Raw genomic sequence first — 15,120 nt, 5'->3', positions numbered from 1 at the left:
GCCCGTCACCCAGCCGCGCGATGTTTTGACTGACCAGCCGCAAATTCGCATAAGGTCTGCAGAGCCTGCGAAAAACGCGCGTCCTCTACCGTCATTGCCACGCGAATATGGCCTGCTGCGGCCCGGCCAAAGCTTTCGCCAGGCATGACGGCGATGGCATGTTTGTCCAGCAGCGCATTCGCAAATTCTTCGCCGGACAAACCTGTCGCGCGGATATCCAGCATCAGATACATCGCGCCTTGTGCGGGTACGAGGCTGATGACGTTCTGCTTGCTCAGAATCTCCTTGGCAATTGCGCGACGGCGACGGAAGGGGGCCGCGATCTCGGCCTCCAACTCTGGGCCGGTATTCAGTGCAAAACAGGCGGCATCCTGAATGAATCCGGGCACACCATAGGTCGTGTGCGTGGCTAGATTGATCAGATGCGCGATCACTTCTTCTGGACCAATAACCCATCCGCAGCGAGAGCCTGTCATGGCATGGGATTTGGACATGGAGCCAACAACAAGCGTGCGCTCGGCCATATCCGACAAGGCACGGGGAGAGATGTGCTCACCTTCCCAGACCTGCGTGTCATAGACCTCGTCCGAGATCAGCCAAAGATCGCGTCGCATACAGGCGGCTGCAATGCCCGCAAGCGTTTCGCGCGAATAGACCACTCCGGTTGGATTGTTGGGTGAGTTGATCAGCAGGGACACCGCCCTGTCGGACGCGGCTTCTATATCTTCGGCACGTGGTTGAAACGACTCCTCGGCCCGTGTTTGAATGGCGCGGGCTTGCGCGCCGACCCCTCGGATCGTGCCGGGATAGGTGGCGTAATATGGGTCAATATACAGACCCACATCACCCGGATCACATAGTGCCATATGCGCTGCGAACAGGGCGGCTTGCCCGCCAGGGGTGATCAGCACATTGTCACGCGTGGTGGGAACCCCGGTCCGTGTCTGTGTTCGGGTCGCGACCGTATCGCGCAGCTGGTCGGTACCCGGGACCATGGCATATCCGGTGTGACCATTTTGCGCAGAACGATCCATGGCTTGCAAAATCGATACATCGGTTCGGATGTCGTGTTCGCCAATGGTCAACTCGGTCACCGTTTGTCCGTTGCTGACCATCTGTCGTGCGCGGTAGAACACATCCCACCCGTCGCTGCCGCCCCGAGTGAGTTGTGAAATGCGATCTGACAATTTCATCTGAGTTCCCTATTGGTGAGTGTTTCGAATGGCCAGAAGCCTATTGGCCGCGCGCAGGCAAGGTCGCCTGAACCTTCTTCGTGAGTGAAGAACGGACCAGATCATAAGAGGCGGTCAGGCGATGGCGCAGTTCATCTATGTCCGCATCAAAGGGCAGACGCACCCAACTGCGGTGAAAATACGGGGCTTTGACGCCAACACCTGCATCGATCAGCATGTGTGCGGTTTCGATATCGGCTGTCTTGACCGAGACGCCGTCATTGGCAATTCCGATACAGGCGAACATCTTGCCGCCCACCTTCCACGCATCATGTCCGCCACCCCACGGGTCGGACCATTCCGCCCCCGGCAGGTCGCGGCACACAGAGTTGACAAAATCCCGGCTCATATCCGGCACCTTGCCGGGGCGATCAGTCAAACTCAAGCCTTGGCTTGGCGTTTGTCGCATGGTAAAACACTCGCATGAACCGGATGACCTGCATCATTATCTGCTGCATTTCCTGCTGATTTCTCAAGCGGGCCGGTATCTTTCGTTTTCATCTCTGAGACAAGTTGCTAAGCCCGCGCCAACGCGCATGCTTTAGGAGCCTAAGTGATGACGACACTCAAACTGCACAACACACGGACACGGACGAAGGAAGATTTCGTTCCGATCGATCCTGACAACGTGCGGATGTATGTCTGTGGGCCAACTGTTTATGACCGTGCCCATCTTGGCAATGCGCGTCCCGTGGTCGTGTTTGATGTGCTCTACCGGTTGCTGCGCCATGTCTACGGCGCGGGACACGTGACCTATGTGCGCAATTTTACGGATGTGGATGACAAGATCAACGCGACCGCGCTCAAGCGTAAACAGGCCGGCGCCGAAGGGTCGCTGGAGCAGCTGGTTCAAGAACGCTCGGACGAAACCATCGGCTGGTATCTGCATGATATGGGCGCGCTTGGGGCGTTGGAGCCCAATGCCATGCCGCGCGCGACCGAATACATTGCTCAGATGATCGAGATGATCGAAGACCTGATTGCCAAGGGCCATGCCTATACGGCTGAAGGCCATGTACTGTTCGCGGTCGACAGTTGGAAGGATAGCTATGGCAAGCTATCCGGTCGTTCCGTCGATGACATGATCGCAGGCGCGCGGGTCGAGGTTGCGCCTTATAAGAAGAACCCGATGGATTTCGTGTTGTGGAAGCCGTCGACAGACGAGCTGCCCGGTTGGGACTCGCCATGGGGCAAGGGGCGGCCTGGCTGGCATATCGAATGCTCGGCCATGAGCTATGAATTGCTGGGCGCAAGTTTCGACATTCATGGCGGTGGCAACGATCTGATCTTTCCGCACCATGAGAACGAGGTCGCGCAGAGCTGCTGCGCACACCCCGAGGGCGAATTCGCGCGCTATTGGTTGCATAACGAAATGCTGCAGGTCGAGGGTAAGAAAATGTCCAAGTCGCTGGGCAATTTCTTTACCGTGCATGATCTGTTGGAGCAGGGTGTGCCAGGCGAGGTGATCCGGTTTGTTTTCCTGCAAACCCACTATCGCAAGCCGATGGACTGGACCGAGAAAAAAGCGCGCGAGGCCGAAGCAACGCTGCGCAAGTGGCGGGCGCTGACCGCGGGCATCGAGCCCGCCGCCAGCGCGGCACCCTTGGTGATCGCAGCACTTGCGGATGATCTGAATACGGCGGGTGCCATCACCGAATTGCATCGTCTGGCTTCGGACGGGGATGCTGCGGCGTTATTGGCAAGTGCGCAAGTGCTGGGCCTGCTGACGGATGAGATGGGCGGCTGGGCTGCAGTTCCGGCGGCGGATTTCTCTGAATACGAAGAAAAGCTGGCGGCCGCGCGTGCACAAGCCATGGTGAGCAAGGATTTCTCGGAGGTTGATCGTTTGAAATCCGCGTATCTTGCCGCAGGTCTGGAAGTGCGCATGAGCAAGGACGCTGTTGAGATCATCGCCGGATCGGGTTTCGACGCGTCGAAGCTGGAAAGCGTATAATCAAATGCTTCGCCCGGAACTGTCCGGGCGGGGTGATGCCTGAACAAGCCAAAGAGCCAGAACCATGACCAAGACCCGCCTCTACCTCTACGACACGACACTGCGTGACGGGCAGCAGACGCAAGGGGTGCAGTTTTCGACCGCTGAGAAGGTTCAGATTGCGCAGGCGTTGGATGAGTTGGGGGTCGATTACATCGAAGGCGGCTGGCCCGGGGCAAACCCGACCGACAGCGCGTTTTTTGAGGTGGCTCCGAAAACCTCGGCCCGGTTGACGGCGTTTGGGATGACGAAGCGTTCGGGCCGGTCGGCGGCAAATGATGACGTTCTGGCGGCAGTCATGAATGCGGGCACGCAGGCAGTCTGTCTGGTCGGCAAGTCGCATGATTATCACGTGACCCAGGCGCTTGGCATCTCGCTGGAGGAGAATGTCGAGAATGTCCGCGCCTCGGTCGCGCATCTGGTGGCGCAGGGGCGCGAGGCACTGTTCGATGCGGAACATTTCTTTGACGGCTACAAGGACAATCGGGCCTATGCGACCGAGGTGTGCCGGACAGCACTAGAGGCTGGCGCGCGTTGGGTTGTGTTGTGTGACACCAATGGCGGCGCTTTGCCTGCCGAGGTCGGGCGTATCGTCTCAGACCTGATCGCAGCGGGCCTGCCTGGGGATCGGTTGGGCATTCACACCCATAACGATACCGAGAACGCGGTAGCCTGTTCCTTGGCTGCCGTTGATGCAGGTGCCCGTCAAATTCAGGGTACGCTGAACGGGTTGGGCGAACGCTGTGGCAACGCGAACCTGACCGCCTTGATCCCGACCTTGCTTCTTAAAGAACCTTATGCTTCGCAGTTCGAGATTGGTGTCAGTCCTGAGGCGTTGGCTGGTCTGACGCGGATCAGTCGGATGCTGGACGATATACTGAACCGGGTGCCCAGCAAGCAATCGGCCTATGTGGGCGCGTCGGCCTTTGCGCATAAGGCCGGGTTGCACGCCAGCGCGATCCTTAAGGATCCGTCGACCTATGAGCATGTTGATCCGGCAATGGTGGGTAATGCGCGTATCATTCCGATGTCGAACCAGGCGGGGCAGTCGAACCTGCGCAAGCGTCTGACCGAAGCCGGGCTTAAGGTAGAAAAGGGCGCCCCTGCTTTGGGGCGCATCCTTGAGCGGATCAAGCAACGTGAGGCCGAGGGCTATTCCTATGATACGGCGCAGGCCAGTTTCGAACTGCTGGCACGGGATGAGCTTGGACAGCTGCCCGAGTTTTTCGAGGTCAAGCGCTATAAGGTCACCGTTGAGCGGCGCAAGAACAAGTACAACAAGATGGTCAGCCTGTCCGAGGCCGTGGTTGTCGTGAAGGTCGATGGAGAAAAGAAACTTTCGGTCAGTGAGTCCCATGACGAGCAAGGCAGTGACCGGGGGCCGGTGAACGCCCTGGCCAAGGCGCTGGCCAAGGATCTGGGGCAGTATTCGCAAGTGCTGGCGGATATGAGGTTGGTTGATTTCAAAGTGCGGATCACCCAAGGCGGGACCGAGGCGGTGACGCGCGTCATCATCGACAGCGAAGACGGGCAGGGGCGGCGTTGGTCTACTGTCGGGGTCAGTGCGAACATAGTCGATGCCTCGTTCGAGGCGCTGCTGGACGCGATCCAATGGAAACTGGTGCGTGATTGCGACCCCCAGCAGGCGGCGGCAGAGTGACGGCCACATTTGACGAAGATGTCAAAGCCTGTGCCGCCTTGGTGCATAAGGCTGATCCCGATCGGTTCCTGGCGGCAATGGCTGCTCCGGTCCGGGCGCGGGCGGTTCTGTTTCCGATCTATGCATTGAATGTTGAGGTCGCGCGCGCCCCTTGGGTGACGCAGGAGGCGATGATTGCCGAAATGCGGCTGCAATGGTGGCGCGACGCCTTGCAGGAGATCGCGCAAGGGCCGACCGTGCGGCGGCACGAGGTGGTGACGCCTTTGTCTCGGGTTTTGTCGCCTCATCTGGCGGGTATGCTGGACGAATATGTAGCGGTGCGACGGTGGGACATCTACCGCGATCCGTTTGAGGATCAGGAGCACTTCGACGCTTATATCAATCACAGCTCCGGCGCGTTGCTGGTGGCTGCGGCTCAGTCCCTTGGGGCGGCGGATGAAGATGTGGTGCGCGATTTCGGCTATGGCGTGGGCGTGGCGAATTGGTTTCGCGCGATCCCAGAGCTTGAGGCGCGCGGGCGTATCCCATTGCTGGATGGCAGGCCTGAAGGCGTGAGGGTATTGGCAGAGACGGCATTGGCGCGACTGATGCGGGCACGATCCAACCGGTCTGGGGTGTCAGATGCGGCGCACCCGGCGCTTTACCTCGGGTGGCAGGCGGAATGGATTTTGAAACGGGTGATCGCTCAGCCTGACAGGGTTGCGATTGGCGCTTTGGCGCAGAGCGAGGCGCGGCGGCGCTTGTCATTGATGTGGACCGCAGCGACCGGCCGGTGGTGATCAAGCCGGTTTGGCGTCCGCAGGTCTGAGGACCAGCCACAGCAATGCGCCACCCGCTAGGGTCAGCAGCGGAATCATGGCGAGGTTGACGGCTGTCCAGCCTTCTACCGGCGAACCGCCGGAACAGTTCATCAATCCGCCCGAAGCCAGCGAAGCAACCGTCACACCTCCGAACACCAACAGGTCGTTCAAGCCCTGCATCCGGCCACGCTCATGCACTTCGTGCGACGCGGCCAGCATGCTTGTCGCGCCGATAAAGCCAAAATTCCAGCCGATCCCCAGCAGGATCAGGGCGATGAAGAAGTTCTCCAATTCGACGCCCTGCAACGCGACAACTCCGGCCCCGGCAAGGATTGCAAGGCCAAGGGCCACAATCTTCTCCACGCCAAAGCGCGCGATCAGGTGACCCGTGAAAAAGCTGGGAACATACATGGCCAACACGTGGTACGTAACAACATCCGCGGCATCATTGGCCGAGAAGCCGCAGCCGACCACCGCAAGAGGGGTCGAGGTCATCACAAGGTTCATCAACGCGTAGGATACCATCGCGCAGATGATCGCTACGGCGATGCGTGGGGTTTTCAGCAACTCCAGCCGCGAGCGGCCCTTGGGCGCATCTTCGGCCGGTTTCGGCGGTGTCGGGATGTCCAGAAAGAAAAACAGCGCCGATCCGATCACGTTCAGGGCGATCACTGCCACATATGTGCCGAGAAACGGAATCACATATGACTCTGACGTCAGTTTGACGATTTGTGGTCCGATGATCGCTGCGGCCAAACCGCCTGCCATTACATAGGAAATCGCCTTGGGCCGGAACGCGTCCGAGGCGGTATCAGCGGCGGCAAAACGGTAAAACCCATGCGCGCTCATGTAGATACCGGTCAGCAGGCTGCCCAACAGGAAGATCGGGAAGGACCCAAGGTAAAGGCCATAGGCTCCGATCAGGCCGCCCAAAGCCCCAGCTGTGGCTCCGACAAGGAAGCCGGTCCGGCGACCCCAGCGCTGCATGATGGCCGAGATCGGCGTGGCCGCCAGCATCGACCCCAGTACGATCAGCGAGATTGGCAGGGTCGCAAGGCAGGGGTTGCTGGCCAGGGACTGACCGGCCAATCCACCGACGATGAAGATCATCGGCATTTGCGCACCCAGGATCGATTGCGCAGCGACCAGAACCGCTACGTTGCGTTTGGCTTGCGAGTCGTCCGGGGCAGCTGTTGTCAGTGTCATGGGCCAATCCGTATCGGTGAACGCGCCGGGGCACAAGCGGCTTGCATCTGTGGCTGATCCCCCTAACGTGCGACCCGTATCACAAGGCAGAGAGTGCATGTCCGTAGGTCGCATCATTGAAACACCCGATTGTGTGACGGAAGGGGCCGAGTGGCTGGCCAACACCTGCCCGCGCATGGCCTATGCGATGGAGCAGACCGGACCTTTGCCCCTGCGGCGCAAGCCTGACGGTTTCGGCCAGTTGCTCAGCGCGATTGTCAGCCAGCAGGTCAGCGTGGCCTCGGCCAATGCGATCTGGAAACGGATGCAGCAGGCAAAACTGACCGGACCGCGCAAGATCATGTGGGCCACGGATGAGGATTTGCGCGCTGTGGGCCTCAGCCGTCAGAAGGTTCGTTATGCGCGCGCACTGGCAGAGGCGCGCATTGATTACAAAGCGTTACGCGATACAGCTGATGCAGATGTTGTCAAAACACTCACGCAGGTTCCGGGCATTGGCGTTTGGACCGCCGAGATTTACGCGATGTTCTCACTGGGCCGCGCCGATGTGATCGCGCCGGGCGATCTGGCCCTGCAAGAAGCCGCGCGAGTGCTCTACGGTTTGCCCAAACGTCCAACCGACAAGGAATTGCGCCTTATGGCCGAGGCCTGGTCGCCTTGGCGATCAGTTGCGGCGCGGGTGCTCTGGGCCTATTACCGGGTGGCCAAGAAGAGAGAAGGGATCAGATGACACGGGTTTTGAACGCGCTCCGGAAAGAGCCGGTTTCGGGCGACACACGCTCAGTCGTGGTGTTCGTGCACGGCTATGGGGCCAATGGCGCCGATCTGCTGGGTCTTGCTGATCCGCTGGGTGAACATCTGCCCGATACGCTCTTCGTCGCCCCTGATGCGCCAGAACAGATCCCCGGTATGCCGAACGGGTTCCAATGGTTCCCGATCCCTTGGATTGACGGATCATCCGAAGAAGAAGCCCGGCGCGGGATGGAAATGGCGGTTGAGGACTTCAACGCCTTTCTGGATGCGCTGATGGTGGATGAGGATGTCCTGCCCGAACAGGTCGTTCTGTTCGGCTTTTCTCAGGGCACGATGATGAGCTTGTACGTCGCACCCCGCCGCGAAGACCCGGTGGCCGGGATCGTTGCGTTCTCGGGCCGCTTGCTGGAACCCGATCTGCTGCCCGATGAAACCGTTAGCCGGATGCCGATTCTGCTGGTCCATGGCGATGCGGATGATGTAGTCCCGCCGCAATCGCTGCCCGAGGCGGCCGAAGCCCTTCAAGCCGCTGATTTCAAAGAGGTCTATGCGCATGTGATGAAGGGGACCGGCCATGGAATCGCCCCCGATGGGCTCAGCGTGGCGCTGGCCTTTATGCGTGACAAGCTGAGCTTTTAGCCGTGATCGCCGTCCGCCCGATGATGTCAGAAGATGTGGCTGAGGCCTGGCGCATCCTCAATGATATCATCGCGGCGGGTGGTACGACTGCTTTTGAGATCCCGTTCTCAGACGCCCTGTTTGCGCAAAGCTATCTGGATGGAGCAGATAAGATATGTTGCCACGTTGCGCTGGATGAACAGGGCGATGTTGCTGGGTTTCAGTGGTTGGGCAGGAATGATTCTCTGCCTGATGATTGCGCTGATATCGCAACTTTCACACGCCGAAATCCGGTGTTGCGTGGTGCTGGAAGGGCCTTATTCGCCGAGACGAAAAAGACGGCCTGTGCACTGCGTCTTAAGGCAATAAACGCAACTATCCGTGCCGATAATTTACCTGGCTTAAGCTATTATGAAAAAATGGGTTTCCGCGACTACTCGGTTGCATACGGCGTTCCGCTGCGGGACGGCACTCCGGTCAATCGCATATCGAAACGCTATGATCTGACGGAGGATAGATGATGCTGGTTGTAACAGGCGTTGTGGAAGTGAACGAGGCCGGGGTCGAACGGGCCCGCGAGGCCGCGCAGCAGATGGTTGCAGAAACCGTGAAAGAGACCGGCTGTCTGGTCTATGAATTCAGTCAGGTGCTGGGGCACAATACCCGGTTTCGTGTTTACGAAGAATGGCAGGATCAAGCCGCGCTTGAGGCGCATTTTGCAACGCCCCATATGGCCGTTTTTCGCGCAACTTTGGCTGAGATTGGTCTTATGTCCAGCGAGATTTACAAAGTTGTCGGTGGTGAAAAACAGCCGCTTGGTTGAGCGAAATCAACCCCACAAATGGCTTTCGGCAAACTCGACCGAATTGCCTGCGGGGTCGCGGATGTAGAGTGACCGCGCGCCGCTGGGCCAGTCGAACTCGGCATCGATCGGGACATTCCAATCCAGAAGGTGTTTGCGCATGGCTGTGATTTCATCACGGGTCAGCACAAGGCATACATGCCCAGCACCACGCGCGCCATGAGGCGGGACGGGCAGGTTGGGGTTTAATGGCGGTTGTTCGGTCTGATCCGGGTTGAACAGCAATAGAACGGACCCGCCAACACGATAAAATACGTGCCTGTCTTTGATACGCTGAATGCGCTCCAGCCCAAGAACCTGGCCATAGAACTGTTCTGCCGCATCCAGATCATCGACATACAGCGCAGCTTCCAGAATGCCTGACGGGGCAGGGATGTCCGGTGTGAGTTTCATGATCGTATTCTAGCAGACAACAGTGGTCTGTGTCACCGCCGCGCGCGCCGGTCTCGTTTGCGTTGCGGGGCCGCGTTCAGGGTGGGCAGGGGCAGACTGTCCCATTGACCGGGCTCCAGATCGTCCAGTGTCCAGTCGCCAATGCGATATCGGATCAGGCGCAGGGTCGGCAGGCCGACAGCCGCCGTCATTCGTCGTACTTGTCGGTTCTTGCCTTCACGGATGGTCAGCTCGATCCAACTGTCAGGGACGGTTTTACGCTCGCGGATCGGCGGGGTGCGAGGCCACAGGCCCTCTGGTTCGTCCATCTCACGCACTTTGGCGGGGCGGGTCAGGCCATCCTTCAAATCGACACCGTCGCGCAGTGCTTTCATTGCAGCCGCGTAAGGCTCACCTTCGACTTGCACCCAATAGGTTTTGGCCATCTTGTGCTTGGGGTCCGAGATCTGCGCCTGCAACCGCCCATGATCCGTTAACAGCATAAGCCCTTCGCTATCCCGATCCAGCCGCCCTGCAGGGTAGACGCCGGGCAGGTCGATGAAATCTGAAAGGGTGCGACGCGGCGTATCCGCGCCGCCGCGGTCCGTGAACTGTGGCAGAACATCAAAGGGTTTGTTGAATCGGATGAACCAGGACATGCCCCGCCATAGCCTGCAAAACACGCTGTGCGCAACCTGTGGATAACTGTCATGTGCCTGTTACGGATTCGGCTTACCCAATCAGCGACATATTGTGGAAACTCAGGGCTTGTCAGAGATTTACCACGATATATAGTTATCTTAAGATCGGGGCGGGTGCTCTCCGCTCTGGTGACACATACGGGCAGCTGAGAGCGAGGAGCGATTTTGTGATGGACGGAGACTTCAGGACCGAATTTGTTAGAGAACCGGGGACGCTCAAGCATCACCCGGCCTTGGTTTTGAATGCCGATTACCGCCCTTTGTCTTATTACCCGCTGTCGTTGTGGCCCTGGCAAGAGGCGATCAAAGCTGCCTGGCTGGACAGGGTCGACATCGTGGCCGAATATGACGAAGTCGTCCGAAGCCCGAGTACCGAGATCCGAATACCCTCGGTCGTTGTTTTGAAAGACTATGTAAAACCCAGAAAGCGCGTGGCCTTCACGCGCTTTAATTTATTTCTGAGGGATGAGTTTCGCTGTCAGTACTGCGGCAGCCGGGACAACCTGACCTTTGACCATGTGGTTCCGCGCGCAGCAGGTGGGGTGACGAGCTGGCAGAACGTGGTGGCAGCGTGCAGCCCATGTAACCTGAAGAAAGGGTCCAAATCCCTGCGTCAGGCGGGCATGACCCTACGCAAACCACCGCGCCAGCCTGATGCCGAGGCATTGCGTAACATTGGCCGAAAGTTTCCGCCAAACCACCTGCACGACAGCTGGATTGACTTTCTGTATTGGGATGCTGAACTGGATGAGTTTTAGGGTTTAGCGCGCCAGGCCGCGACCCAGATCAGCGCCAGCCCAAGCGAAAGCAGGGCGTTCCAACCGGCCATCGACAGACCTAGCATTTGCCACGGGATTTCGTCGCACCGCGCCAGCGGGGCTGACATGATCTGATCCATTAACTCTTCTGCGGATAACCCGCCGATACTGCCCGACGTGCAACTGGTTGGGCCTTCCCACCAACCTTGTTCAACGCCGGCATGATATAGCCCGATACCGGCTGTGGTGAACGCGGCAAGCGCGCCAGCAAGCGGCAAAAGGCGCAATGATGGCAGGAGCAATGCGACCAGGCCAATCGCGAAGGCTATCCCATGGGGATATCGCTGCCAGATGCACATTTTGCATGGTGCGAGCCCATCCAGGTATTGGAAACCCCAGGCCCCCAGCAGCAATGCCGCGGAACCGCCAGCGGCAAGAGTGATCAAAACCGTACGTTTTGTCATAGGTACCGTACCGCCAGAAAGCCGCCGAACAGCAGGATGATGAACAGTGTGAACATCAACCCCAGGCGCTTTTCTATGAAGTCCCGGATCGGCTCACCAAATTTCCAAAGAAGACCTGCAACGAGGAAAAACCTAAGCGCGCGCGCCAGGATCGATGTTGCGATGAAGGTGCCAAGTGGCATGCCTGTCCAGCCCGACATGATGGTGATGACCTTGTACGGGAAAGGTGTGACACCAGCGGCCAACACGGCCCAGAAGCCAAAGTCGTTGAAACGGGTGTTAAACTCTTCCATTGCGTGGGCCTTGCCCATCGATTCCAGGATGGGCTGGCCAATGCTTTCATAGGCGAAAGCCCCGATCGCATAACCCAACAGACCGCCCAGGACCGATGCAACCAGCGCAACACCCGCGATCAGCCAGGCGCGCGAGGGGCGTGCCAGAATCATCGGGATCATCAGTACGTCAGGTGGGATCGGGAAGAACGAGCTTTCGATGAAGGCAACAATTGCCAGCGCCCAAAGGGCATGAGGGTGCTCGGCCAGTCGAATGGTCCAGTCATAAAGCGATCGTAACATAGTCTACTCAAATCCCGGTCTTTGCCCGTGCAAGCCAAACCACGCAGCCACAGACCCGTCAACCGCTGGCGGTCAAACAATCGGAAAGCTGGTTGATTTTTGCCTCTGGACCTTCCCGCGCGGGGGCGCTAATCCAGTGTCCGTGGCCCAAGTGGCGGAATGGTAGACGCAGGGGATTCAAAATCCCCCGCCTTCACGGGCGTGAGAGTTCGAGTCTCTCCTTGGGCACCACATTTTCTCTTACATCAGATTGGAATGAACACAACAGCAGCGCGTCAGTTGGTTGTTGAACCTTGGATTCCAAACGGATGACGTATTCTGGTGCGTCACAAGGCTGTACCTGAATCAAAAAACCACCTAGGTTCGCTGCGCGGATTGGATTGTGCGTGTTTGTTTTGATTTTGGAGGTTAATGCCGGGTTTGTGTCTGCTTTGTTGCCAACAATCTTTCAAACACCGGCGGATGTCGCATATCGTTCACTTACAAATCTGATCCGTGAGTGGAATATTGGTTAGTGTATTGATTTGAAAGGTGCGTTCCATTGGTTGGAAACTCTGAAACCGCCAAGCCCGTCGGCCAGGCCGACGCGCTTGAACTGACGATTTTGATGCCTTGTCTGAACGAGGCGGAAACGATCGAGATTTGTATCAAGAAAGCGCAGGATTTTATTGAGCGCGCGCAGATCAAGGGTGAGGTGCTGATTGCCGATAACGGCAGCACCGATGGTTCGATTGAAATGGCTGAGGCCCTGGGTGCGCGAGTCGTCAATGTCCCGCAAAAGGGGTACGGCGCGGCGCTGTCGGGTGGCATTGATGCGGCCTTGGGCACCTATGTGATCATGGGCGACGCGGATGACAGCTATGATTTCTCCAGCCTCGATCCCTTCGTCGAAGCGCTGCGGGCCGGAAACGATCTGGTCATGGGCAACCGGTTCAAAGGTGGTATCTCGGATGGCGCGATGCCGTTTCTGCACAGATATCTGGGCAATCCGGTGCTCAGCTTTATTGGCCGACTTTTGTTCAACATCAATATTGGTGATTTCCACTGCGGTCTGCGCGGATTTAGGCGTGACTCGATCCGGGATCTTCAACTGCATACTTCCGGCATGGAGTTTGCCTCCGAGATGGTCACCCGATCCGCAATGTCGCGCCTGAAAATTGCCGAAGTGCCCACCACGCTGCGGCCTGATGGCCGAAGCCGCCCACCGCATCTGCGCACCTGGCGGGACGGGTGGCGCCACCTCAAGTTTTTGCTGATGCACAATCCACGCTGGCTGTTCGTCTATCCGGGGCTGTTTTTCAGTGTTGTTGGCGGGCTTGCCGCCTTGATCCTGATGTTCGGTCCTGTTCAGGTTGCAGGTTCGGTCGAGTTGGGCACAAACACCTTTATCGCCGCCTGCGTGATCACCATCCTTGGAACCCAGTTGCTGACCTTTGGCGCCTTGGCGCGGATGATGGCCACCCGGAGCGGATTGCTGCCAGTGGGTGAGCCGAGCCGGATTCTTCGAACCTGGGCCACAACCGACAATATCGCCCTATTTGCGTTTTGGTTGTTCCTGTTCGGTGTCATCCTGTTCGGTGTGGCGTTCGGCCAATGGGCGCGCCTGGGCTTTGGCAATATCGAAAACCCTCTGCCAACACGCCTGACTGTAGCCGGATTCAGCCTTATGGCCGTTTCGGTACAAACCGCCTTTGCCGCATTCTTGTTCGGGATTATTGAGATCCCAACCCGGGAACAAAACACCAAGTCCGATTGACCTTTCCGATCTTCGGCGAATGGTGGCCAACAGTTTGATAGGGCTGTCCGTGTCAGCGGGCAGCCTGTTTCATCTTCGATGGTTCGACGGGGAAAGTTCAAAAATCAACCTCAAATATGCTGCTTTGGCGCGATCTGCGATGGGCTGGCCTTGACATTCATTGTATCTGAATGAAACCTCGAAGATGTTGGGAGACATTGGAAAAATTCAAAATAGCAGCAGTTGCAGGGCAGCCGGTTCTGAGGTACCAGCGCGCTCCCTCGCTATTGCAGGGTTTTTGGCTTTTACCGCCCACACTAAAAAATGGGAGTTTTTTACATGAAAAACAGTAGCAAGCTTAGCCTCGGCGCGTTTGTGACCGCTGCAATGATGGCACCCGCGGCTTATGCCGAAGAGTTCATCACAATCGGCACCGGCGGCGTGACTGGCGTTTACTATCCGACCGGTGGCGCGATCTGCCGTCTGGTGAACAAAGGCCGTAAGGAACATGGCGTGCGCTGCTCGGTCGAATCGACCGGCGGTTCCGTTTACAACATCAACACCATCCGCGAAGGCGAGCTGGAATTTGGTGTGGCGCAGTCTGACTGGCAGTACCACGCCTATAACGGAAGCTCGAAGTTTGAAGAGGCCGGTCCTTTTGAGAACCTGCGCGCCGTCTTCTCGGTTCACCCCGAGCCGTTCACCGTTGTGGCGCGTGCCGATTCCGGCATCACCAACTTCGAAGACCTGAAGGGCAAGCGCGTCAACATCGGTAACCCCGGTTCCGGTCAGCGCGGTACTATGGAAGTGCTGCTGGGCGAAATGGGCTGGACCACGGATGATTTCGAACTGGCGACCGAACTGAAAGCAGCTGAACAGTCGGCGGCTCTGTGCGACAACCAGATCGACGCGATGGTTTATACTGTTGGTCACCCTTCGGGTTCGATTCAGGAAGCCACCACGGCATGTGATTCCGTTCTGGTGAATGTCAGCGGTGAAGCCGTTGACAAACTGGTTGGCGACAACTCGTTCTACCGGACTGCGACCATTCCCGGTGGCATGTACCGTGGATCGGATGGCGACACTGCAACCTTCGGTGTGGGCGCGACCTTCGTGACGTCTGCGGATGTGTCGGATGACGCGGTTTATGCGGTTGTCAGCTCGGTCTTCGAAAACTTCGATGACTTCAAAAAGCTGCACCCGGCATTTGCGAACCTCAAGCCCGAAGAGATGATCGCGGACGGTCTGTCGGCTCCGCTGCATCCGGGTGCCGAGAAGTACTACAAAGAAAAGGGCTGGATTCAGTAAGCCAGACCTAAAGCAGGGCGCCTACAGGCGCCCTGCAACCCAAACCCGCACAAAGCGGGTGATTCAGAAGGCCAAAAATGGTC

17 protein-coding genes and 1 tRNA gene are annotated in these 15,120 nt (G+C 58.1%); 11 read left to right on the top strand and 7 right to left on the bottom strand.

What is annotated here, in order from left to right:
* Positions 1 to 5 precede the first annotated feature (5 nt).
* Both AC2FGE_RS07095 and AC2FGE_RS07090 read right to left on the bottom strand, forming a co-directional pair.
* Positions 6 to 1,193 carry a pyridoxal phosphate-dependent aminotransferase gene (locus AC2FGE_RS07095; RefSeq protein WP_496818512.1) on the bottom strand — a complete coding sequence of 396 codons (1,188 nt, stop codon included), beginning with the start codon at positions 1,191 to 1,193 and terminating at the stop codon, positions 6 to 8.
* Between the two features lie 40 nt (positions 1,194 to 1,233).
* Entirely contained in the window at positions 1,234 to 1,581 is a 348-nt protein-coding gene (locus AC2FGE_RS07090; protein ID WP_496818776.1) for an MmcQ/YjbR family DNA-binding protein, read from the bottom strand.
* Positions 1,582 to 1,788: 207 nt separating this feature from the next.
* On the opposite strand from AC2FGE_RS07090, the gene cysS reads away from it, so the two are divergent.
* From cysS to AC2FGE_RS07075, 3 genes are all read left to right on the top strand, one after another.
* Positions 1,789 to 3,186, top strand: coding sequence for a cysteine--tRNA ligase (cysS, locus tag AC2FGE_RS07085; protein WP_496818510.1), 1,398 nt, complete (start codon positions 1,789 to 1,791; stop codon positions 3,184 to 3,186).
* Positions 3,187 to 3,250: 64 nt separating this feature from the next.
* Positions 3,251 to 4,885 carry a citramalate synthase gene (gene cimA / locus AC2FGE_RS07080; protein ID WP_496818509.1) on the top strand — a complete coding sequence of 545 codons (1,635 nt, stop codon included), beginning with the start codon at positions 3,251 to 3,253 and terminating at the stop codon, positions 4,883 to 4,885.
* On the top strand, positions 4,882 to 5,664 hold the full coding sequence (locus AC2FGE_RS07075) for a squalene/phytoene synthase family protein (protein ID WP_496818508.1): 783 nt from the start codon (positions 4,882 to 4,884) through the stop codon (positions 5,662 to 5,664). Before cimA ends, AC2FGE_RS07075 begins: the two co-directional genes overlap by 4 nt.
* Here the strand turns inward: AC2FGE_RS07075 and AC2FGE_RS07070 are convergent, their stop codons facing one another.
* Positions 5,665 to 6,891 (bottom strand): MFS transporter, encoded by a 1,227-nt coding sequence (locus tag AC2FGE_RS07070; protein ID WP_496818507.1) that lies wholly within the window; start codon positions 6,889 to 6,891, stop codon positions 5,665 to 5,667.
* Between the two features lie 97 nt (positions 6,892 to 6,988).
* Between AC2FGE_RS07070 and AC2FGE_RS07065 the strand changes: the two genes are divergently transcribed.
* Genes AC2FGE_RS07065 through AC2FGE_RS07050 form a run of 4 tightly spaced genes read left to right on the top strand, consistent with a single transcriptional unit; the run spans position 6,989 to position 9,085 of the window.
* Positions 6,989 to 7,621: a DNA-3-methyladenine glycosylase family protein gene (locus AC2FGE_RS07065; protein WP_496818506.1), complete on the top strand. Its 633-nt coding sequence runs from the start codon at positions 6,989 to 6,991 to the stop codon at positions 7,619 to 7,621.
* A complete protein-coding gene (locus AC2FGE_RS07060) occupies positions 7,618 to 8,283 on the top strand; it encodes an alpha/beta hydrolase (RefSeq protein ID WP_496818505.1) in 666 nt (221 codons plus the stop codon). The genes AC2FGE_RS07065 and AC2FGE_RS07060 overlap by 4 nt, the downstream gene beginning before the upstream one ends.
* Before the next feature lie 2 nt (positions 8,284 to 8,285).
* Positions 8,286 to 8,783: a GNAT family N-acetyltransferase gene (locus tag AC2FGE_RS07055; RefSeq protein WP_496818504.1), complete on the top strand. Its 498-nt coding sequence runs from the start codon at positions 8,286 to 8,288 to the stop codon at positions 8,781 to 8,783.
* On the top strand, positions 8,783 to 9,085 hold the full coding sequence (locus tag AC2FGE_RS07050) for a putative quinol monooxygenase (RefSeq protein ID WP_496818503.1): 303 nt from the start codon (positions 8,783 to 8,785) through the stop codon (positions 9,083 to 9,085). The genes AC2FGE_RS07055 and AC2FGE_RS07050 overlap by 1 nt, the downstream gene beginning before the upstream one ends.
* A gap of 6 nt (positions 9,086 to 9,091) precedes the next feature.
* On the opposite strand, the gene AC2FGE_RS07045 is transcribed toward AC2FGE_RS07050, so the two are convergent.
* Entirely contained in the window at positions 9,092 to 9,517 is a 426-nt protein-coding gene (locus AC2FGE_RS07045) for a VOC family protein (RefSeq protein WP_496818502.1), read from the bottom strand.
* A gap of 32 nt (positions 9,518 to 9,549) precedes the next feature.
* Positions 9,550 to 10,155, bottom strand: coding sequence for an rRNA large subunit pseudouridine synthase E (locus AC2FGE_RS07040; protein ID WP_496818501.1), 606 nt, complete (start codon positions 10,153 to 10,155; stop codon positions 9,550 to 9,552).
* A gap of 212 nt (positions 10,156 to 10,367) precedes the next feature.
* On the opposite strand from AC2FGE_RS07040, the gene AC2FGE_RS07035 reads away from it, so the two are divergent.
* Positions 10,368 to 10,955, top strand: a complete 588-nt coding sequence (locus AC2FGE_RS07035) for an HNH endonuclease (protein WP_496818500.1) — start codon at positions 10,368 to 10,370, stop codon at positions 10,953 to 10,955.
* Here the strand turns inward: AC2FGE_RS07035 and AC2FGE_RS07030 are convergent.
* Positions 10,952 to 11,419 carry a disulfide bond formation protein B gene (locus AC2FGE_RS07030; RefSeq protein WP_496818499.1) on the bottom strand — a complete coding sequence of 156 codons (468 nt, stop codon included), beginning with the start codon at positions 11,417 to 11,419 and terminating at the stop codon, positions 10,952 to 10,954. The two genes, AC2FGE_RS07035 and AC2FGE_RS07030, sit on opposite strands and share 4 nt — an antisense overlap.
* On the bottom strand, positions 11,416 to 11,994 hold the full coding sequence (locus AC2FGE_RS07025) for a YqaA family protein (RefSeq protein ID WP_170532969.1): 579 nt from the start codon (positions 11,992 to 11,994) through the stop codon (positions 11,416 to 11,418). Before AC2FGE_RS07025 ends, AC2FGE_RS07030 begins: the two co-directional genes overlap by 4 nt.
* Before the next feature lie 145 nt (positions 11,995 to 12,139).
* Between AC2FGE_RS07025 and AC2FGE_RS07020 the strand changes: the two genes are divergently transcribed.
* The 3 genes from AC2FGE_RS07020 (at position 12,140) to AC2FGE_RS07010 (ending at position 15,037) form a co-directional block, all read left to right on the top strand.
* Positions 12,140 to 12,225: transfer RNA gene (locus tag AC2FGE_RS07020), tRNA-Leu, on the top strand.
* Positions 12,226 to 12,535: 310 nt separating this feature from the next.
* Positions 12,536 to 13,750 carry a glycosyltransferase family 2 protein gene (locus tag AC2FGE_RS07015; RefSeq protein ID WP_496818498.1) on the top strand — a complete coding sequence of 405 codons (1,215 nt, stop codon included), beginning with the start codon at positions 12,536 to 12,538 and terminating at the stop codon, positions 13,748 to 13,750.
* Between the two features lie 318 nt (positions 13,751 to 14,068).
* A complete protein-coding gene (locus AC2FGE_RS07010) occupies positions 14,069 to 15,037 on the top strand; it encodes a TAXI family TRAP transporter solute-binding subunit (RefSeq protein ID WP_496818497.1) in 969 nt (322 codons plus the stop codon).
* Positions 15,038 to 15,120: the final 83 nt, after the last annotated feature.

This window comes from Ruegeria sp. YTSA075 (assembly GCF_059610245.1).
This window is presented reverse-complemented; position numbering and strand designations above follow the sequence as displayed.